The following is a 21,202-nucleotide window of genomic DNA, read 5'->3' as shown; positions in this document are numbered from 1 at the left end:
TAAAGCAATTTTTATACCATCCCTGGAGAAATATAAAACCCTGTACTATTCTTTTTTCAGTTATTGCTTTAAAAAGCAAAAGGTTAGCGGCTTTTTAAAAATAATCTTTTTTTTGCTGGTTTAGCATGGCGGCTGGATATGGATTTCCGGTAAGTGTGATTGAATTCTAATCATTGTAATGATATTTTTATTAATAATTAGCAAGTTATTTGCATGCAGGGAGCGCTGCTTGAAAAAATTCAATCTACATCTGGCTCTTGTCTCCCTGATTGCCCCATTTTTCGCTCATGCATTAGGTTTGGGTGAAATGACTGTACATTCTTCTTTAAATCAACCCTTTAACGCTGAAATTGAATTAATTGATATAGACAGTATCCCTTTGACAGGCATTCAAGCCAGCATTGCATCCGTTGAAGATTTTGAGCGCGTTGGCTTGGAGCGGGCTTACGTGCTGGATTTACTGGCTTTTCAGGTAGGAAAAAATACAGCTGGCAAGCCGGTTCTAAAGATACGTTCAGTAGAACGCATATCTGAACCTTACATGGAGATCCTGGTTGATCTCGCATGGGCACAAGGGCAAGTTTATCGTGCCTATACCGTGTTGCTGGATCCACCACAATACGAACTGATCACAGTCAGGCAAACTGGCATGCCGGTAAAATCAGGTTTAAAACCCAATCTTGCTGATGAACGTGGAGTCATTCAAAAACCAGTGATAAGCCACGTCGATCATGCCTCTGCATCGATGAGCTCCAATCGCGGTACCGAGACTTATGGACCTACTTTAGCTAATGAATCCATTTGGCAAATTGCGCAACGCTATAAAACCCCAGATATCATCCTCCAGCAAATGATCCTGGCAATTGTTGGCACAAATCCGGAAGCATTTACCGAGGGTAATTTAAATGGTTTGCAGGCCGGTATGAAATTAAGCATACCTTCGAATGAAACAGCAAAGAAAATCCCGGACTCTTTAGCAAAACTAGAAGTATATGAGCATGACAGCGCCTGGCAAAACAAGCAATCTATTAATCATGTGTTATTGCCCCCGTATGTTGATGCCAGGCGTGCCCCTGAAAAAATAAGTGGGGGAGAAAGGAATGCAATCGTTCAGTTGCCTTCTATACCGCAGCTCTTCTCCTCACCCACAGTTAAATCAGATCCTGACCACAATAAAAAACAACATTCTGTTTTGCCAAAAGCCCAATCATTTTTAGCCGCGCAAACTGACGCAGTAAGGCCGCGTAGTGATGATAAAATTGATCCTCAGCAGGTAAAACTCAAGGCGCAAATGGATGTAGCTTTAACAGCAATCGAATCCGTGCGCGAAACCAATGCCTTGTTGAGTGAGCAATTACGCTTAGCACAAGCGGATAATCAACGTTTACAGCAGCAATTGGCACAGAAGGAAAAATTGATTAAGCAATTGCAGGCACAAGTGCAAGTCATTAAAACCCGTCAGGGTATTGCTGGGCAAGCCAGTACCCGAATAGATGAATATGAATCAGATAATCCTTTATGGCCTTGGATCTTGTTAGCATGCTTAGTCGTGATGGGAGGCGGGGGCGCCTATTGGTGGTATTGGCTGAGGATAAAGGAAAACCCTGAAGCGGATGAAGGAGAAGCCATGCACCATCCTGCCCCCATTATGCCGCCCCCGCCGGTGATGGAAAAATCTGCAGCCACAACGACCACAAAGGCTGAAACTCATCCCAAGGACGAAACTTTAGCGACTTCATTTACAGAAGAATCCGTAATACCAGAAGAACCTGTTGCTGCGGAAAAAACTACTGCGGAGGAATCTGTAAGTGTTGCTAGGCTGGCAATAGAGCCAGAGCCTGCCGTAGAGAAAGAAGTTGATGTACAGGAAGAGACAGCAGGTACTGCTGGTGCAACAGGGTTTTCTGCTGCCAAATCTTTATTCGAATCTGCAGGTGAGCAAGTTGAGGATGATCATCAGGTTGAGGATGATCATATAGTAGAGTTTGAAGCAGGTCTTCTAGTAGAGTTTGAAGCAGGTCTTCGGCCAATGGCAGAGACTCCTTTACCAGAGGAAATAACTTCGATAAAAAATGACCAAGAAAAATTTAAAGAAATTCCAATGACCGAGTTGGAACTGATGCCTCTGGAAGAACCTGAGATAGAGGCAAAGGAAGAGAGTGCAGTGCCTACCTTGGAAATAGAAGTTGAGGAAAAAAACAACAGCAAGCCTACACCAGCTGCGGTTTTGGCCCCTCAATCGGAAAGCACATCTGAGGTTGAGGCGGCTAAGCCGATGAAAAGCGCTCGTGCACTGCAAACCCTGCTGGATCTTGCCAGGACATACATCAGTATGGAAGATTTTGCAGCCGCCAGACAATCTCTGCAAGAAGTTCTAGAGTATGGGGATCCCGCGCAAAAAACGGCAGCAAAGAAGTTGCTTGCTGAATTAAATTCCAAATAACGTTCAGTTTTTTATCAAAAATACATTCGTATCCGGCTAATTCATAGTGATTTCAATCTGCCTATTCAGCGACATGCTTTATCCATTGATATTTACCGGAAATTTACGCTGCCAAGAGCTCGTCTTTGGATAAATTGTCTATACTCAAAAGAGATAAATATTTATTCATTCCGGTGATAAAATGCCTAATAACGATAAATCAACTCAATATGCCCAACCTCAAGCCATATTCATGCAATATTTACTGGAGAAGGCAAAGGCGCAAATTGCCAATAAAAAGCCTGAAGAGTTAGCTTTTGATCCGCAGGGGCGTGTTTTAATTGATGTACCTTTGCAAAAATTTGCAGATTTTCAGCCTGTTGTAAAGAGCATTAATGATGCGACTGGGATGCGGTTGCGACCAGTTCAAAAGGAGTTAGAAGAAGCTTTAGGTAGAAAAATCACGCACCCGGTTACAGTCAGTTTGGATTTCAGCGGCGATAAGGAGCTGCAAAAGAAATTTAACGCACGCTTGCAGGCAGCAGGCATTGAAAAACAACCCGAAGGAGCAAAAGGCAGCATGATTCCCCTGCAGCAGGAATTTCATTTCCATTTAAGTTTAGCTGCTCGTGTCTATCAAGATGTGATTCAAAAAAAGAGCGGGGAAGAAGCTTTTGAACATCTTGGGAATAATATAAGTAAAGCCAAGGAAGCTGCCTTGCTGCGCGTTAATGAGTTAGTTTTGCAAGCTTACGCCAGGGCTTTGGAAAAAGGTACAAAAGATGGCGTAGTGGACCTTGGCAAGGTGAATCAAGAGCTTGATAAAGCCCGTAAAGAAATTGCCCCACAAGCCCATCAGATATTGATGCAGGAAATCATAAAGAACACAGGTGTTGTGCTGAACAAAGAAGATTTTGCAGGCGCTAAACATTTGGCAGAAAAAACTGCCGCTACGGCAAATGATGTCTTGCATGTGGATGCTCGACTTGGCATCGTCACATGGATTGGGGCTTCTGAAGGCACGGCGCATGAGCGCGGCGCGGAAAAATATGCAGACAGGCAACTCATTACGCAAAAATATTTACAGGGTCGAGTAGAGGTCAGTAATGAGCGCATCCAGATACGCACGCCTTCTTTGGATATCAAAAAAAGAAATGTGGATGACAAGGGCCAGAAAGAATCCTACCAGGATTTTGTAGAAAGGGCAGAAAAAGATATCCAAACTAAATTAGGCACGCTTGCCAAAAAATACCATTTTGAAAATTTGTCGGGTGGTGGAGATAACGATAAACCCAAAGCATTTGTATATAATTTGTATACTTCATTAAATGATACGTTAGGAGATGTGCGCGGCAACTTGCAAAGCCAAGGGGCTGAAATCATTTTAAAAGGTGCCCACCACTACAATTTAGAACAATTGCAAAAGGAACCTTCCGTTTTTTGTTTTGTACAAAATATTCCGGTCAACGGTTTTGGCAGCTCGCTTGGTTATGGCAGCGGCAATGCATTACAGGAAGAAGCCACGTTGATGGCTGAAATGGCCATGTTGCATACCTTGTATAAAAATGAGGAATCCATTCGAAAGGTCATGGCACTTTATGAACAATATTTACACTCCGAACCTAGGAAACCTTATTTTTCACAATCGGAAGAAGGTAAGCAAGCCATCATTGCAATTCAAGCCATCAAGGAGCAATGGAAACAACCCACGCAGACTGCGGATGCGCAGGAATGCTTAAAACGCATGATGGCGAATGACTTGCATTTTGAACATGATTATTCCAAAACCATGCAAGCGTTGAGTGTATTTTTAGAGGCGGCATCGATTGGTGGTTGCAAAAGCGGTAATGAGCGCGCCCAGGCTATTAATGGTCGTGTAGCCATGCTTGATGCAAAATTTGACGAATTATCAACACCAATTCAGGCAATAGCTCAGGCAAACAGTGGAGAAATAAGACAAAAAGCGAATGAATTTAAATCTTCCTTAGATAGTATTTATAACAGGGAAGGTTTGCAAGGAGGGATGTCCGTGGTCAGTCTGATTGACCAGGGCGGGCCTGCGAAAGTGGAAGCCAAATCCAATGTGCCTGGGGTTTTTAAAGAGTTTCAATCCAGAAATTCTGCAGAGGAAAATGCAGAAACGATGACGAATTTGTACCAATCCAAGGCCAGTAAAATGCAGGCGCATAAAGGGCTTACTGACTATATGCAAAAAGCCTGGGAAGGTAACCCTTCATCCACTTTGGATAGGATGAAAAACACTCTGGGAAAAGTGGGCATGATCCTGGGGATTCTTACTGTGGTGCCTTTGCTCATCTTTGCTATTGCTACACCTATTTTAAATGCAAGCAAAGCCAGTGAAACAAAAAATGCCAATGAGCAATTATTGAAGGAATCCAAGGATCTGGTGTTGGAAGATGCTCATGCTACATCAATAGAACAGAAAATTACATCACAGGAACACCAAGAGAATGAAAAACAAAGCTTTGACCAATTAATCGATAGCGTTCACGATAATGGCAAATTCTCTCATAACAGCACGAAATCATTTGATGGTTGGTTTAAAGAAGCAGGGATAGAAGATAGAGTAAAAGAGAATAAACTACCGGTTGAAGCCCAGGAGAATTTAGCTATTGAAGGAAAAGTAAGCAAAAAAATTGATAAACCACCGGTAAAATCTAATGATTCAGCATGGCCAAAGCAAGAGCCTTGGCAAAGCTCGCCATTAAATAATGGCGTAAGCCTGAGAGAAACAAACGTTCAAAGCATTCAAAGCAAAGTTGAGGAGATCAAAAAAGAGCCACAAGTTGAGGAATTTAACACGAAGCCACCGGTAAAATCTAAAGATTCGGCATGGCGGAAGCAAGAACCTTGGCAAAGCTCGACATTAAATAATGGCGGAAGTCAAAAAGAAACAAAAGTTGAAAGCATAAAAAGCAAAGTCGAGGGAATTAAAAACGAGGTCCAAATGACGAGAGCCGAGAAGGTGGCCAAAGAGTCTGCATTTGATGATGATTTTTGGAATGCACCCAATAGCGGCACTTTAACCCCAAGAAAATAAGATCTCTATTTGAGAGGTATACCCTAGACAAACACACCCCAGTATTATAAATTGGCCGTTTTTAGCGGAAATTTGCGTATATGCGTATTGCCTTGATGGTTGAATACGACGGGAGCCAGTATCATGGCTGGCAAGCGCAGGCGGGCCTGCGGACCGTGCAGCAAGCATTGGAGTATGCGCTTAGCAATGTAGCTGATCAAGAGATCGCGGTAGCCTGTGCCGGCCGAACTGACACCGGCGTGCATGCAACACACCAGATTATTCATTTTGATTCGCAAAAAGAGCGCTCCATTCGTTCCTGGATCCACGGCGCCAATTCTTTTTTACCCAAAGATGTATGTGTGCGCTGGGGAAAAGAAATGCCGGAAGATTTCCATGCCCGTTATTCTGCTTTGTCCAGGCGTTATCGTTACGTCATTTACAATTCTGCAATTCGTCCGGCTTTAATGCGCTCCAATGTCACCTGGCAGTACCGTCAATTGGATCATCGCTTAATGCATGAAGCCAGCCAGCATTTATTAGGCGAACAAGATTTTACCTCGTTTCGTTCCATCGAATGCCAATCCAAAACACCAATGCGCAATGTGCATAATATCCAGGTTTTGCGCAAGGGTGATATCGTGGTCATTGATATTTCTGCCAATGCTTTCCTACATCATATGGTGAGGAACATCGCAGGTGTTTTGATTGCAGTAGGATCCGGCCGCAGACCGGTAGCGTGGGTAAAAGAAGTCTTACAAGCTAAGGATAGAAAATTAGGTGCTGAAACCGCCCCCCCTTATGGCCTTTACCTTGTAGAAGTTTTATACCCTGAACATTATGGCATTATCCGCGGTGCCCCAGGGCCGTTATTTTTAATGGAGTCTTAGTTTGAGTACACGCATACGCATTAAAATGTGTGGCATGATGCGGGAAGAAGATGTTGCGTATGCAGTTTCGCTAGGGGTGGATGCCGTTGGTTTTATTTTTTATGAAAAAAGCAGCCGCGCAATTGATTTCGCCCAGGTGAAAGCTCTTGGAAAGGTACCGGCTTTCGTCAGCGTGGTAGGTGTTTTTGTTAACCCTGCGGCAGCACAGGTAAGACAAGTATTGCAAGAAACTCCGGTTACGCATTTACAATTTCATGGTGAGGAATCTGCTGACTTTTGCACGCAGTTTAACAAGCCTTACCTGAAAGCGATTGCGGCTACATCTTCCGCAGAAATTGTGCAGCAGGTCAGGCAACACAGTCAGGCTTCTGCCATTTTATTGGATACCCCTGCGACATGCCGTGGCGGTAGTGGCCAGGTATTTGATTGGCAAATTATTCCCAAGGCATTGGGCAAACCCGTCATATTAGCCGGAGGGTTGAATGCAACGAACGTGCATGCTGCCGCCGCCCAATATCCTTTGTATGGCGTGGATGTATGCAGCGGGATTGAGCTAAAGCCCGGGATCAAAGATCATAATAAAATGAGAGAATTTGTTAACGCATTATGGGGTAAGAAATGAGCCAACATGAGCTTCCAGATGAGCACGGTCACTTTGGTCCTTATGGGGGTGTGTTCGTAGCAGACACGTTAATGCATGCTTTGCAACAATTACAGCAAGCTTACCGGGAAGCTCGTACTGATCCGTTTTTTTTAGCCGAATTCACCAAAGAATTACATGATTATGTTGGCCGGGCATCGCCCCTTTACCATGCCAAACAATTGAGCGCATATGCAGGTGGCGCGCAAATTTATTTAAAACGCGAAGATTTGAATCACACCGGCGCCCATAAGATTAATAATGCCATCGGGCAAGCACTGCTAGCTAAACGCATGGGGAAAAAACGGATTATTGCCGAAACAGGTGCAGGCCAACACGGCGTAGCATCCGCGACGGTTGCTGCGAAATTCGGCCTTGAATGCGTTGTGTACATGGGATCTGAAGACATAGCACGTCAGTCTGCGAATGTATTTCGTATGAAATTATTGGGGGCAACGGTGGTGCCAGTTACCGCCGGGTCCAAAACCTTAAAAGATGCGTTAAATGAAGCCATGCGCGATTGGGTAAGTCATGTAGATGATACCTTTTATATTATTGGTACGGCAGCGGGCCCGCACCCTTATCCGCAAATGGTACGGGATTTCCAGGCGGTAATCGGCCAAGAAGCACGTAAGCAATTATTTGAAAAAACAGGCAGGCTGCCTGATGCCTTAGTTGCTTGCGTCGGGGGAGGGTCGAATGCAATCGGATTATTCTTCCCCTTTTTACAAGATGAGCAAGTTAAAATTTATGGCGTAGAAGCAGGCGGCAAAGGCCTTGAAACAGGAGCTCATGCAGCTTCTTTGCTCGGGGGAAAACCCGGAGTTTTGCATGGGAACCGTACTTATCTGCTTTGTGATGAATATGGCCAGATTAAAGATACTTATTCCATTTCCGCAGGGCTTGATTATCCGGGAGTAGGACCAGAACATGCCTATCTAAAAGATACGGGGCGCGTCCACTATGTTGCCATCAATGATGAGGAAGCATTAGCCGCATTCCATACCTTGGCTCGCATAGAGGGAATTATCCCGGCACTGGAATCCAGCCATGCGGTTGCTTATGCAATTAAATTGGCAAAAGAAATGGATAGCGAGCAGCAAATTATCGTGAATTTATCGGGTCGCGGTGATAAAGATATTCATACGGTAGCTCAGCTGGAAGGTATCACTCTATAATAAATTGGCTAAAGAAGGTTATTTATGAACCGAATTGACCACGTTGTCGAGCAATTAAAGACAGCAAATAAAAAAATATTAAGCCCCTACATCACCGCAGGCGATCCGGAACCGTCTGTAACGGTTGATTTAATGCATGCATTGGTTGCAGCCGGGGCTGATATACTGGAAATTGGCTTGCCCTTTTCCGATCCTATGGCCGAAGGTCCGGTGATTCAAGCTGCCATGGAGCGTGCTCTGGCGCACCATGTTACTTGCGATGATGTTTTTGCCATGGTGCAACAGTTTCGCAAAAAAGATAATAAAACTCCTATTGTTCTCATGGGATATGTGAATCCCATTGAGCAATATGGATATGAGCGATTTGCAAAACAAGCACAGCTATCCGGCATTGATGCAACTATTATTGTTGATCTTCCTCCTGAAGAAAGCGGTATACTTACTCCTTTTTGGCCTAATGCGGGATTATACAATATTTATCTTTGCTCTCCGACTACCAGCGATGAGCGCATGCGCTTGATCAATCATTTGGGACGAGGTTATTTATATTATGTTTCTTTAAAAGGCGTAACAGGAGCGGATACATTTGATTTAAATTCAGTCAAAAAGAATTATAAAGAACGTAAAACGCAGACTGAATTGCCGGTGATGGTTGGTTTTGGTATAAAAACGCCAGAAATAGCAGCGCAAGTCGCCCAATTTGCTGATGGCGTGATTGTAGGGGCTGCCTTGATTTCACAAGTGTTGGCAGCGCATACGGCAGGCAAAAATCCCACCGGCGCCGCAGCTGCTTTTATAAATAAATTACGTGAAGCAATGGATACATGATGAACGATAGTGAAAAACGCCCTCATTTTATCAGGCAATTGATTACAGATGATTTGGCCAGTGGTAAACATACAGAAGTAGTGACCCGTTTTCCGCCGGAACCCAATGGTTATCTGCATATTGGCCATGCTAAATCGATTTGTCTAAATTTTGGTTTGGCTGAAGAATTTAAGGGACGCTGTTATTTAAGATTTGATGATACCAACCCCATCAAGGAAGAAGAAGAATACGTGCATGCCATCATCGATGATGTACGCTGGCTTGGGTTTGAGTGGTATGCCATGACGCATTCATCTGATTATTATCATGAATTATATGATTATGCCGTGCTGCTGATTAAAAAAGGCTTGGCTTATGTCGATAGTTTAAGTATGGAAGAAATCCGCCGATATCGCGGCACCCTGCAAGAGCCAGGAAAAGAAAGCCCCTACCGCAATCGTTCAGTTGAAGAAAATCTGGATTTATTTACACGCATGAAAGCAGGTGAATTTCAAGATGGAACTCATGTTTTGCGCGCACGTATTGATATGGCTTCGGGTAATATCAACATGCGCGATCCGGTTTTATATCGTATTCGCCATGCATTACACCAACGTACAGGTAATGAATGGTGCATTTACCCTATGTATGATTATGCCCATCCCATTTCGGATGCTTTGGAAAAGATTACCCATTCCCTTTGTACATTGGAATTTCAGGACCATCGCCCTTTATACGATTGGCTGATTGAAAACTTGCCTGTGCCGGCGCGTCCAGTGCAAACAGAATTTGCGCGTTTAAATCTTTCCCATACGGTCACCAGCAAGCGCAAGCTGCGGCAGCTGGTTGAGGAAAAAATTGTCAGCGGCTGGGATGATCCGCGTTTGCCAACGATTCGTGGCATGCGTAAACGTGGCTATCCGCCGCAAGCCTTACGGCAATTTTGTGAAATGGTCGGAATTTCCAGAAGCGATTCAATCATTGACATGTCGCTTTTAGAGGAATGCGTACGCAGTGAGCTAAACCAAACTGCCAAACGTGCAATGTGTGTGTTTAATCCATTAAAAATTGTGATTGAAAACTATCCGGAAGACCAGGTGGAAGAATTGCAGGCGCCTTATCATCCACAAGATCCTGGATATGGTAGCCGTAAATTGCCTTTTGCACGTGAGCTGTATATTGAAAATAGCGATTTTATGGAAAATCCGCCGAAAAAATATTTTCGTTTATCGCCAGGAGCAGAAGTGCGCTTGCGTCATGCCTATGTAATACAGTGCAATGAAGTAATCCGTAACGCCAAAGGTGAAGTCATTGAATTGCGTTGTTCCTACGATCCTGCAACCTTGGGTAAAAATCCTGAGGGACGTAAAGTAAAGGGAGTCATTCACTGGGTGGCAGCGGCGCATGCTCATCCTGTGGCAATTTATCAATACGATCGTTTATTTCTGGATGAAAATCCGGCGCGAGAAGAAAATTTTCTGCAATTTATTAATCCTGATTCCTTGCAAACATTGCAAGGTTGGTGCGAACCTTCATTGCGGCTTCAACCAGAACATGAAGTGTTTCAATTTGAGCGGCTTGGTTATTATGCAGTGAATAAAATTGAATATAACCAGGTAAGCGCCTTTCATAGAGTGGTTGATTTAAAAGATACTTGGGGAAAAGAGAAGCATGCTGCAGATTTATAATTCCTTAACACGTACAAAAGAACCATTTAAACCATTACGCCCTGGAAAAGTCGGCATGTATGTGTGCGGCGTCACCGTGTATGACTTATGCCACCTCGGGCATGCGCGCTCCATGGTGTGCTTCGACGTCATCGTGCGTTTTCTTCGCTCCCAAAATTATGATGTAACTTACGTGCGCAATATTACCGATATTGATGACAAAATCATTGCGCGTGCGAGCGAGCGCGGCATGGCAATCAATGAGTTAACTGCCCAATACATCGAGGCCATGCATGCGGATACGCAAGCATTGAAAATTTTACCTCCCGATGTTGAGCCGTACGCCACAGGACATATGGCTGAAATTATTGCGCTTATTGAGCGCTTGCTAGCCACAGGGCATGCTTATGTTAGCGAAAATGGTGATGTTTGTTATCAGGTAGAACGTTTTGCCGGGTATGGGAAGTTGTCGCACAAGGATTTGCAAGGCCTCATGGTGGGAGCAAGGGTGGACGTGGTACGGGAAAAACGTTCGCCACTGGATTTTGTTTTATGGAAAATGGCAAAGCCCGGCGAGCCCAGCTGGAGTTCTCCATGGGGAGAGGGCCGTCCTGGTTGGCATATTGAATGTTCGGCGATGGCCATGGGGGAGTTGGGCGAGCAGTTTGATATTCATGGCGGTGGTGTGGATTTGCAATTTCCTCATCATGAAAATGAAATAGCTCAAAGCGAGGGTGCCAGCGGCAAGCCATTTGCAAATTATTGGCTGCATGTGGGTATGCTGCAAGTGAATAACGAAAAAATGGCTAAATCCACTGGTAATTTTTTCACTATAGCCGATGTATTAAAAAAGCATCATCCGGAAGTGATCCGTTATTTCTTGTTAAGCAGCCATTACCGCAGTCCATTGAATTATTCTGAAGAAAATTTACTGAATGCAAACAAAGGGTTAATTAGGCTGTATCAATCTTTAAAAGATATGCCTGTAACGCAAGATGGCGAATTGGATGAAACATGGCTGCAGCAATTCAATCAAGCCATGAATGATGATTTTAATACACCTGTTGCTCTGTCCATTTTATTTCAACTCAGTCATGAGTTGAATAAAAGCAAAGCTCCGAAGTTGGCATGCACTCTCAAAAAATTGGCTGCCATACTTGGACTCTTGCAGGAAACACCCGCTGTATTTTTACAGGGAGGAGGGGCGATAGGAGCTGCCAGAGAAACCATAGAAAAATTAGTTGCCGAGCGCGGCAGGGCCCGGATCCAAAAAGAATGGGCAAGAGCGGACGCAATCAGAAAAGAACTTCTCGAATTGGGCGTTGAGTTGGAGGATAACCCGCAGGGAACCACGTGGCGACGCTTAACGGATTAATTCTTGTTTACTCTTATTACTCCTATTAAGGCCTGAATTAGCCAAAGCTTATTCAGGCAATCTGCAAATGCCTCATCGCTAATTCATATGCTGCTTGGCGGATGAATTTAAATAATCTATTTTGCTTAAAATTGCAACATTTAATATAATTTAAGATATTTATATTAAAAAGATTATCTATGTACCCTGCAAGCTTTTATTACCTGCAAACAGGCGGCTTAAGCTATAGCCATACGCCGCAGGGAGAATTAAATGTCGAGCGTCTGTTGCAGCAGAAAGCTTACTGGCAAATGGCAAATGCTGGCAGTTTGGAAAAGAAAACCATCATTTTAGCCGATTGGAGCTTTAACACAGCGTCGATATGGAAGCAATGGCAGGTGCAGCAAAAGCTTGCCCAGTTGGCCGCGGATGGGTTTAATGTCTATATTTCTGTTGAAAACGAAATGCTGCCTCTGGAAGAATTTATCTTCCAGGAAGATCAGCCTAAGATTATTCCGCAATTTCCGCAGGATATAAAAAAAAGCGCTTATAAGCATTTGGGGGTTTTGCCAGAACAAGTGCATATACTCGATGATCATACGCTCACTGAACTGATAGACCCGAGGCGTTTTAATCCAAACGAACGTGAAATCTCTGTAGGTTCTGTAAAATACCTTTCAAAAGAATTAAAAACTCGACTCATCAAAATTCTAAAAGTCGCCAAACCCGCATTGACGCGTGTAATTGATGATCAATTCATATTATGTAGGGACCATACTCGCCGGCTGGCAGCAGAAAGTAACTTTTTTTCTGTACCGGGATTGGAAAAATACAAATCTGCTCTGGTGTCGTACGAGGGGGCTGTTAAGAAGACATTCGAAGAGTACATAAAGCAGCTTGGCGATTTAACTGGGATAGAAGCATTTGATTTTGTTGATATTAGCGAGAGCAACCTGGGATCCATCTTGCAGCGTTCCACTAATGTAAAACATCTAAATTTGCAAACAATACCAATTAGTAAAGTAGATTACCTTCCCGAGAGTCTTGAATCGTTTGAATGCTTTAATATATCCATGCAGGCATCGTTACTGGAGAAATTATTTGCAAAACTTCCGCAATGCACTGCGTATTATCTAGATAAGTTGAAGCTGGATGGAGAATTAGCAGTACAGATGGCACTGCCTCATGTTACCGTTCTTAGTGTTAAGCAGAGCATCTTATCTGGCAGTGTTTTTGAAAACTTGCTTGCTGCAGCGCCCAATTTAAAATCTTTAATTCTCTACAGGTTGCCGAAATTTAACTTAACTCAGGGTTTTAATTTACCCTGCCTTGAAAATTTTGAAAGCGATGATGCGGCACTGCTATCTTTGTTAAGCCACCCGCAGCATTTAAAACGACTGCAGTTATCTAAAATTCCTTCTGCAAAATTAAAGCATTTACAATCTTTTTTATTGAAAGCACATAGCCTGGTAAGCATAGATATTAATGCCAATTTTGAGCTTGAGGAACCGATTCATCTTCCCCATCTGGTGGAATTTTCTAATGATAACGCCAACTTCTCTACACAAACGCTGCGCCATGTGCTGCATGCTTCCCATAAGCTTAAACGCCTGGAGCTCCCTTCTCTCATGGAACCATTGGGAGAATTACTCGATGCTATTCCTTGCAAGAATTTAACTGCTTTGACAATCGATGCCTATTCTGTCACCGCAGCTAGTCTTGCTCAATTACGTGAAAAAGCCCCAAAACTTGCCTCCCTTAAATTGGAGTCATTTCTGCACTTACCTAATCTTAAGCCGATTGACTTAAGTTCTCTCACCGAGCTGGAACTTAATGCTTCGCGGCTGAGTGTTAACGATTTTCTAACTTTGCTAAATAGCGCCCCTAATTTGCAACGATTGGATTTTTGTAAAGCCAGAGAGGATGTGGAGCACCTGGTGAAGGATCCGCGGGTACAAGAGCGTCTTAGACGTATTCCTTACTTTTCCCCCGAAATTAAGGCGCCCAAATTAAAATCTCCTGTTGTTTCGCAATCATCACTGGCTCAGATGGGTGGAGAAATGCCTGGGAATCTTCTGGATTTTCTTGCTTCCTCATCTGGGCTGCAGGCATCGCTTGGTCAAGGCAAGGCGTTGGTTGATGCGAATACGGTGTATAACGAAGGGAAGCAATTTTCTGTGACGCGGGTATTTTATCCTTTATCGGAGTTGCCTGAGTCGCCTCCTGAGGTGAGTGGGTACCGTTTGTCCATGTATCATGAGCTTCGATTAAACCCTGAGCCTTGTGAGGCATCTGCTGCTTTTTCTTTAGAGAATGGCGGGTCTTTGCAATGGGCGCCTTGTGTTGTGCAGCGTGTTGCAGACGCCGAGTCGTCGGGTAAGGCGTTGCATGCTAAACGTCGTAGTTACAAGCATTACCGTGGGACGCAGATGCTGGCATCGGGTGGTGACTGGCAGGCCTTGGCGTCGTTGAGTGCACGCGAGGTTTTGGCGCATTACCAGGCGGATGCGGAGGTTGAGTTTCAGTATTCAAAGCGCGATAACCAGTATTATGCGAGGCATCGTTCTGGGAAGGCGTTGGCGCTTCATTATGTGGTTGAAGTTCTGCAAAAAGAAGCGGTTTTGCCGCGAGAGATTAAGGAGTTGGTGCAGGAATTCCAGGGTTTTGGCAGGAAGGGGTTAGAGTTTAAGTCGGGTGTTGGCAAGTTGCGTGGCGAGGAGTATGCGCAGGCGATTTATGCGCAAAAGACAGGTGGAGTACAGCCGCGAGGAAATGATTGACGTCTTGCAGCATAAACAAATCAATCCGGCAAACGCCACCCTCATGGTCGATGCTTATCTTGCCAAGCTCAACGAAGCCCGCGAGAAACGCCTCGAGCCACCCCCAACATTCAGGGATTTAATCCGCGTCGCCGAGGAGGAAATCAATGCCCACAGCAAAGCTCAAACACCCACACAACAACAGGGAGTAAGAGCAGCCGAAGCAATGGGAGAAACTCCATTGCCGCCTAAAGAAGAACAGAAACCCGCGCCTTCTTCTGCCGCCGCCGAGGAAAACCTGCCGTCCGAAGCGCTCAAAACACCCCCTGTGGAAGAAAATATAAACCCTGGGCAAGCTGGGCATGACCCTGCAAGCCAGGAAAAAGAATCCCGGGAAAAAGAAGAACAAAAGCCCTCGGCGTCTTCTGCAGCCGCCGAGGAAAACCTGCCGTTCGAAGCGCTCAAAACACCCCCTGTGGAAGAAAATATAAACCCTGGGCAAGCAGTGCATGACCCGCTAAGCCAGGAAAAAGAATCTCGGGAAAAAGAAGAAGCAGAGATAAATAAAAAATTAGCGCATTACCTGAGTGAATGTGAGGAACAAATTAAACGCTTGAAGACTTATGCAGGCCATGACATTGTCGATAGAAAAATCAGCTTGCTTGAAGAAGGCAAGAATTTACTCGAGGCCGAGTTTGGCACGGCCCAAGAGAAACTGGACAATTTTTATACCCACATCAAAACCAATCAGAAAGAACTGGTCAAACCACACAGCAGCATCCCCAAAGATATCGGCAAAGGCCTCTTAGTCTTCGTCGGACTCGTCCTTGGCATCGTCCCAGGTATCCTCCTCTACAGCCGCTTCTTCTCAGCCTCAAGGCCCACCACAACAGGGGAAAAAATCGTCGAGCCCGTGAAAAAAGAAAACCCTATGCCATAGTGAATGATGGCTTAGGTTAAATTATCAGCAGCGATGATGTGGCTCATTTTTAAAGGTTTTTAAGCGTCTATTCACAGAGTTATACACAGTTTTTGGGGATAACTCTGCTCGTAAAAAATTTTGCAGCAAAGCTAAACGCCTTATAGTTACTGGAACAACAAGTTTTACCGCAAGGAGGAATTAATCATGTTGAGGAGGAATTAAAAAAGATATCCACAGAGGAGATAAGATCGTTCAACAGCAATATATGGTAGCTAAATAAAAATTAAAAAAACAGTCTTGACGAGGGGAATATTTTTCTTCCATTTTCCGGCATGTAGTATTAAGTACTCGTAACTCGAAGAATTTCAGCCAAAGAAGTATCTCCGGCGAGCACGCGTTTAAAACCATCTTCCCGAATGCTGGGCATAGAAGGGCGTATATACTGCTCAATGGTATGAATGCTTTCGTTCCTATGAATCATGCCACGCAAAGTTTCATCAATGCTGAGCAGTTCATAAATACCAGTACGGCCGCGGTAGCCTGTTTGACTGCATTCATCGCAACCCTTAGGTTCAGATACTCTGGAAATATCGGTAGATTCGGTCACCCCCATTAATTCACGTTCATCTTCGCGTAAATGGTGGGGACTCTTGCAGTGTGGGCAAAGTTTTCTAACCAGGCGCTGAGCAATTAAGCCGATGATGCTGGAGGATAGTAAAAACGATTCGACACCCATATCATGCAGGCGCGTGAGGGCTCCAAGCGCACTATTAGTATGTAAGGTGGATAAAACCAAATGGCCAGTGAGACTTGCTTGTACGGCAATTTCCGCTGTTTCCAGATCGCGAATCTCACCTATCATCACTACATCTGGATCTTGCCGTAAAATGGCACGCAAGCCCTTTGCAAACGTCATTTGTACTTTAGGATTAACCTGAGTTTGTCCAATGCCAGGAAGATCGTATTCGATGGGATCCTCAATAGTTAGGATATTGCGACTCACCTGATTCAACTCAGTCAGCATGGCATACAAAGATGTGGTTTTTCCAGAGCCAGTGGGTCCTGTTACAAGCAGAATTCCATGCGGTTCAGCAATCATATGGCGAATAATAGCAAGCGTACTGTCTGCCATGCCCAATAAACTTAAGTTCAATTGCGCTGCCTGTTTATCCAAAATCCGCATGACGACTCTTTCTCCATGGTTAGAAGGGAGAGTGGAGACACGCACATCAATGTTATGTCCACCGATGCGTAAAGCAATCCGCCCATCTTGCGGGATCCTTTTCTCGGCAATATCAAGTTTTGCCATTACCTTAACGCGGGAAATGACAAAGGGTGCAATGCCACGTTGTATTTCCAGTACTTCCTGCAATACGCCATCAATACGGTTACGTACCAGTACTCGATCTTCATAAGTTTCAATGTGAATATCGGAAGCTTTTTGTTTAATGGCTTGCGTAAACAAAGCATTTAATAAACGAATGATAGGCGCATCATCTTGATTGTCCAACAAATCTTCGCTAACAGGCAGTTGACCTGCCAATAAATCGAGATCGAGTTCTTCTTCCATGCCTTCCGCTGCATCCAGCACCGACGATTGCGATTGGTAGGAGGCAGCCAAGTGTTGTTGGAATTCAGCTGCATCGACTTCCTTTAACAGTAATTCAGCCTGCAGAGTCCGGCGTATTTCGGCAAATACCTGCAAAGGCGTATTGGGAAGATGATAAACGAGCATGCGACCATCCTGTTCCATGCCTGCAGCCACCACCCCATGTTTTTTGGCAAATAAATAAGGGAGTTGGACTTGCTGTTTCGGTTGCATTATTTCGTTACCGTGAACGATGGAATAGATGGCGGCGGAGCCTTAGGCGGCAGCATGGGCGCTGCAGGCCGGCAGAAAGGTTTGGGGAGAGGCGCTTGTGTTAAAGGAGGTAAGACAATTTCATCATTACGCGGATCATAATCTTCTTCACGTAAAGATTGCAGTTGATATTGACGCACGTCTGTGTATTTACCGCCGGTTACACGCAAGGCATCCAGTTCGGTCTTAAGGATAAGGGGTCTTATGAATACCATGAGGACTTTTTTCTCACGATTGGTAATATTTCGCTGAAATAAACGGCCGAAGCCTGGCAGATCACCGACAATGGGCAGGCGATTGTCATCATTACCGAGGCTGTCTTGTTTCAAACCTCCTAATACAATGATGTCGCCGCTTTCTACATGCACCGAGGTAACAATGGCGCTGATATTGAAAACAGGATTTGTGGTGGGGTCCAAAGTGCTGGCAGGATCGAGGGTATCGTTACCCTGATCAATTTGCATCTGAATTCCTTTGCCGCGGGTGATTTGTGGTCGCACATACAAATGTAAGGCCACGTTCACACGATCAAAGGTGGTAAAAGGGCTTGCAGTGGTGGTGCCACCTGCATTATTAGGATAAGTAGTCGAAGCGACAGAAACTTGTTTACCGATAAGAATTTTTGCTTGCCGATTATCCAATACTACTACAGACGGGGTGGATAAAATATTGGCTTTTCGTTGTCTTGCCAGGGCGTAAATTTGTGCCTGAAACTGATCCAAAGATGTCCGGGAATTAATAATAGCAAAACCAGGTCTGAATGTGGTGCTGGATAATGTGTCTTGATCGATGCTTCCCCATTCAATACCTAAATCATTCACATCGCTCTCGTTAATTTCAGCAACTAAAGCTTCAATCAATATTTGTGCGGGTTTAATATCCAGTTGGCTTATCACGGATTTTAAAGTACGAATCAAGGTAACCGGGGCATTGATAATGACAGAATTGGTGTTTGGCTCTGCGATAATTTGTACCGTAGGTTTAGTGCTGCCCTCCACTTGCGTGGCAGCACCCGTAGTATTGGGTGTGGCAGCCGGGTTAACGGTGGTAGCGCTTACGCTGGCGGGTGGCATGGTTTGGCCGCCGCTTGAACTGCCTGTAGCTAAACTGGCAGCAGGGTTGGTGCTATCCAAGGCTGGGCGAGTAATGGTGCCAATAGTAGTTCCTACGGTACCGCTAAAGCTTGCCTGGGCAATGCCGGCCAAAATGGGCACCAAATCTTCCGCGCGTAAATAATTCAGATACACCACTTGGGTATTACTGTTGCTTCCATAAGGGCCGGAACGATCCAACTGAGAAATTAACAACCTAAGGCGTATGCGATCGGTTTTACTGCCACTGATAAGGATGGCGTTATTGCGATCATCTGCAGCCAGTGTAGTCTGGCCATGCAGAGGCGAGGAAGGCTGTGCTTTCACCAAATCCTTTAACGTGTTGGCGATGTCCATTGCTAACGCATGCCGCAGCGGCACCATGTCAATTCCGCTTGAGGAGGAACTATCCACTTGTTTGATGATACTAGCCATTTGGCGGATGTTGCCGGCACGTCCAGACAAAATCAGCATATTTGAGGGCGCATAAGCAGACACGCTACTCCATTGCGGCATAAGCGGGCGTAACACTGGAACGAGTTGTTCTGCCGGAACATAATGCACCGGAATAACTTCTACCATCATATCATCGCCGTGTGGCGGTGATTTCAAGGAGCTGAGTAGATCGGGAGATAATGTTTTTGCATCGATATTCGGAATAATTTTAATTACTTCGCCGCTGGGGATGGCGGCATAACCTGAAATTTGCAGCATGGAAAGAAAAACTTGATACAATTCTTTATCCGACATGGGCGTGCTGGAAACAATGGAAATTTTACCTTGCACCCGCGGATCGATAAGAAAATTTTTGCCGGTTACGCGGGAGACTTCTGCAATGACTGCACGAATATCCGCATTTCTTAAATTCCAGATTTTTTCGGCAGGTTTATCCACGAGCAAGGGCGCATCAGGTGGGTTAAAAGAGGCAGGTGTGTCCGGCGCAGGGTTTGCCGTCATTTGTTCTATTTTAGTTTTCAATTCTCTTGCCAGTGCAAGCTCTTCGATGGGACCTACCTGGACAATGTAAGGGCTTTTGATATCGGGACGATAAATCAAAACCGGCTGTTTTAAGGATTCGGTTAAATTTTTTTGCAATTCTTCGGCATTTTTTTGATGTGGGAAAGCGCCGACCTGAAGAAGATAAACTGTCTTGTCGTTTTTAATCGTTGTTTTAATATCTACATCCGCATGGACTATCGAGGCCCAAAACAGAATTAAAAAATAAAACGAGGCTCGCATCAAACAACCATTAAATCATAGTCATAGCATAATAACTAAATTTAAAAGGATGTAATAGACTTTTTGGAATTATCCTTAGGTTAACGGGGAACGCATATAGGATATATCTACTCCGGCAATGCTTGACAGATGGCGTCTTTAGGAAATAAAAATTTAGCCGATCAAAGCCAAGGCTTGGCTTTATGAATGAAATAATTAATTCAGGGGAAATATATGGAAAACTTAAACTATTTGTTTGGTTTATGGAAAAAATACAACTGGTTTTATTTTAATAAACAGGCGTTATGTAAAAATTATGCACGAAAAATATACTTGGTTTGTCAATTAATAATTATAGGATTGTGTATTGCGTTTTGTTTTCATGCAGAATTTGATTATTTAATTTGTGTATCTGTGTTGGTTCCTCCCTTTTTTCTCTTTTCTTATATTCCAATCAAATTAATAAATGCTGATTACAAAAAACCGTTGCAAGAGCTAGGTTATGACAAACCTTTATTTCAAAAAAAATACTTTGCGCACACTCTTTATGAAATTCGGGAAAGTTTAAAAAAAGATAATCGACTTACACACGATTTTTTAAATAAAACAATAAAACAATGCCGAATTTACCTGGAATTAGAAAATAGCAAAGGGCATCCTTTGTGGAGTTGCCCCCGTTAAACCGAACCATCTAGTTACCTATAATAGCTCTTCGATATTCTCTGGGAGCCATCATTTTTAATCCCTTGTGAGGGGCAATATTATTATAGTCCTCAAACCAACTATCCAAATTGTCCATCAAAGCAATAGCATTCATTGGGTCATAAAAGTCATCCCAGGTTGATAAGTCTCTTGTACTATCTGTTGCTTCTCATATAAAACCCAGCGACGTCTTGAGCTACTTGAATGAATTACTTCTATTACTTCCGCTTCTTTAGATATAGTCATAATACTAGTCCTATTACTAGTCGTTAGTTAACAACTAGCTGGTCCGGTTTTAGTGGGGAGCATTCCACTTTGTTGGATGCTGTACCCATGAGGGCAGCAATTTCTTTTGTGGTTGCGTTTTTCATAGCCAAACTCGCACCTGTTAATGATGAATTGTTAATTTTCTTCGTTTTGATATTAACCAACATTCTATTTTTTTTACCACTTGTTATCACCACGGAATTTAACAAAATCAGAAACCTGTTGGTTATGTTAGAAATTATTAAAGAAAATCTTGCTAAGCAAAAGTTATAAATGAGACAGGATGAGAGGATGGTGGCTATGGGTGGACTCGAACCACCGACCTCAGCATTATGAGTGCCGCGCTCTAACCGGCTGAGCTACATAGCCACAGAGGCCGTGATT

The 21,202-nt window shown here is 44.0% G+C and carries 13 protein-coding genes and 1 tRNA gene; 11 read left to right on the top strand and 3 right to left on the bottom strand.

Annotation, left to right across the window (positions count from 1 at the left end; genetic code table 11):
* Positions 1–229: 229 nt before the first annotated feature.
* The 10 genes from NKV53_RS04520 (at position 230) to NKV53_RS04475 (ending at position 15,697) form a co-directional block, all read left to right on the top strand.
* Positions 230–2,443, top strand: coding sequence for a FimV/HubP family polar landmark protein (locus NKV53_RS04520; protein WP_253350761.1), 2,214 nt, complete (start codon positions 230–232; stop codon positions 2,441–2,443).
* Between the two features lie 181 nt (positions 2,444–2,624).
* Entirely contained in the window at positions 2,625–5,483 is a 2,859-nt protein-coding gene (locus tag NKV53_RS04515) for a hypothetical protein (protein WP_253350759.1), read from the top strand.
* An 80-nt stretch (positions 5,484–5,563) separates the two neighbouring features.
* Positions 5,564–6,352 (top strand): tRNA pseudouridine(38-40) synthase TruA, encoded by a 789-nt coding sequence (gene truA / locus NKV53_RS04510; protein WP_126954782.1) that lies wholly within the window; start codon positions 5,564–5,566, stop codon positions 6,350–6,352.
* A gap of 1 nt (position 6,353) precedes the next feature.
* Positions 6,354–6,974 carry a phosphoribosylanthranilate isomerase gene (locus tag NKV53_RS04505; protein WP_256478758.1) on the top strand — a complete coding sequence of 207 codons (621 nt, stop codon included), beginning with the start codon at positions 6,354–6,356 and terminating at the stop codon, positions 6,972–6,974.
* On the top strand, positions 6,971–8,170 hold the full coding sequence (trpB, locus tag NKV53_RS04500) for a tryptophan synthase subunit beta (RefSeq protein ID WP_127033030.1): 1,200 nt from the start codon (positions 6,971–6,973) through the stop codon (positions 8,168–8,170). Before NKV53_RS04505 ends, trpB begins: the two co-directional genes overlap by 4 nt.
* 24 nt (positions 8,171–8,194) lie before the next feature.
* Positions 8,195–8,998 carry a tryptophan synthase subunit alpha gene (gene trpA, locus NKV53_RS04495; protein WP_126954780.1) on the top strand — a complete coding sequence of 268 codons (804 nt, stop codon included), beginning with the start codon at positions 8,195–8,197 and terminating at the stop codon, positions 8,996–8,998.
* On the top strand, positions 8,995–10,665 hold the full coding sequence (locus NKV53_RS04490) for a glutamine--tRNA ligase/YqeY domain fusion protein (RefSeq protein ID WP_127033032.1): 1,671 nt from the start codon (positions 8,995–8,997) through the stop codon (positions 10,663–10,665). The genes trpA and NKV53_RS04490 overlap by 4 nt, the downstream gene beginning before the upstream one ends.
* Entirely contained in the window at positions 10,649–12,019 is a 1,371-nt protein-coding gene (gene cysS, locus NKV53_RS04485) for a cysteine--tRNA ligase (RefSeq protein WP_253350756.1), read from the top strand. Before NKV53_RS04490 ends, cysS begins: the two co-directional genes overlap by 17 nt.
* Positions 12,020–12,198: 179 nt before the next feature.
* Positions 12,199–14,778, top strand: coding sequence for a hypothetical protein (locus NKV53_RS04480; protein WP_253350754.1), 2,580 nt, complete (start codon positions 12,199–12,201; stop codon positions 14,776–14,778).
* Positions 14,735–15,697: a hypothetical protein gene (locus tag NKV53_RS04475; RefSeq protein ID WP_253350752.1), complete on the top strand. Its 963-nt coding sequence runs from the start codon at positions 14,735–14,737 to the stop codon at positions 15,695–15,697. The genes NKV53_RS04480 and NKV53_RS04475 overlap by 44 nt, the downstream gene beginning before the upstream one ends.
* Before the next feature lie 322 nt (positions 15,698–16,019).
* On the opposite strand, the gene lspE is transcribed toward NKV53_RS04475, so the two are convergent.
* Both lspE and lspD read right to left on the bottom strand, forming a co-directional pair.
* Entirely contained in the window at positions 16,020–17,501 is a 1,482-nt protein-coding gene (gene lspE, locus NKV53_RS04470; RefSeq protein ID WP_256478756.1) for a GspE family T2SS ATPase variant LspE, read from the bottom strand.
* Positions 17,501–19,870 (bottom strand): GspD family T2SS secretin variant LspD, encoded by a 2,370-nt coding sequence (lspD, locus tag NKV53_RS04465; protein ID WP_127057605.1) that lies wholly within the window; start codon positions 19,868–19,870, stop codon positions 17,501–17,503. Before lspD ends, lspE begins: the two co-directional genes overlap by 1 nt.
* Before the next feature lie 213 nt (positions 19,871–20,083).
* Between lspD and NKV53_RS04460 the strand changes: the two genes are divergently transcribed.
* Positions 20,084–20,530: a hypothetical protein gene (locus NKV53_RS04460; protein ID WP_127057606.1), complete on the top strand. Its 447-nt coding sequence runs from the start codon at positions 20,084–20,086 to the stop codon at positions 20,528–20,530.
* A gap of 580 nt (positions 20,531–21,110) precedes the next feature.
* Here NKV53_RS04460 and NKV53_RS04455 read toward each other — a convergent pair.
* A tRNA-Met gene (locus NKV53_RS04455) sits at positions 21,111–21,187 on the bottom strand.
* Between the last annotated feature and the right edge of the window lie 15 nt (positions 21,188–21,202).

This window comes from Legionella sp. 27cVA30 (genome assembly GCF_024160945.1).
Classification (GTDB): domain Bacteria; phylum Pseudomonadota; class Gammaproteobacteria; order Legionellales; family Legionellaceae; genus Legionella_A; species Legionella_A septentrionalis.
This window is presented reverse-complemented; position numbering and strand designations above follow the sequence as displayed.

Excerpts from the sequence above, each read along its gene's own strand:
- NKV53_RS04515 (WP_253350759.1), top strand. The coding sequence starts at position 2,625 with ATGCCTAATAACGATAAATCAACTCAATATGCCCAACCTCAAGCCATA.
- truA (WP_126954782.1), top strand. The coding sequence starts at position 5,564 with ATGCGTATTGCCTTGATGGTTGAATACGACGGGAGCCAGTATCATGGC.
- trpB (WP_127033030.1), top strand. The coding sequence starts at position 6,971 with ATGAGCCAACATGAGCTTCCAGATGAGCACGGTCACTTTGGTCCTTAT.
- trpA (WP_126954780.1), top strand. The coding sequence starts at position 8,195 with ATGAACCGAATTGACCACGTTGTCGAGCAATTAAAGACAGCAAATAAA.
- NKV53_RS04490 (WP_127033032.1), top strand. The coding sequence starts at position 8,995 with ATGATGAACGATAGTGAAAAACGCCCTCATTTTATCAGGCAATTGATT.
- cysS (WP_253350756.1), top strand. The coding sequence starts at position 10,649 with ATGCTGCAGATTTATAATTCCTTAACACGTACAAAAGAACCATTTAAA.
- NKV53_RS04480 (WP_253350754.1), top strand. The coding sequence starts at position 12,199 with ATGTACCCTGCAAGCTTTTATTACCTGCAAACAGGCGGCTTAAGCTAT.
- NKV53_RS04475 (WP_253350752.1), top strand. The coding sequence starts at position 14,735 with ATGCGCAAAAGACAGGTGGAGTACAGCCGCGAGGAAATGATTGACGTC.
- lspE (WP_256478756.1), bottom strand. The coding sequence starts at position 17,501 with ATGCAACCGAAACAGCAAGTCCAACTCCCTTATTTATTTGCCAAAAAA.
- lspD (WP_127057605.1), bottom strand. The coding sequence starts at position 19,870 with ATGCGAGCCTCGTTTTATTTTTTAATTCTGTTTTGGGCCTCGATAGTC.
- NKV53_RS04460 (WP_127057606.1), top strand. The coding sequence starts at position 20,084 with ATGGAAAACTTAAACTATTTGTTTGGTTTATGGAAAAAATACAACTGG.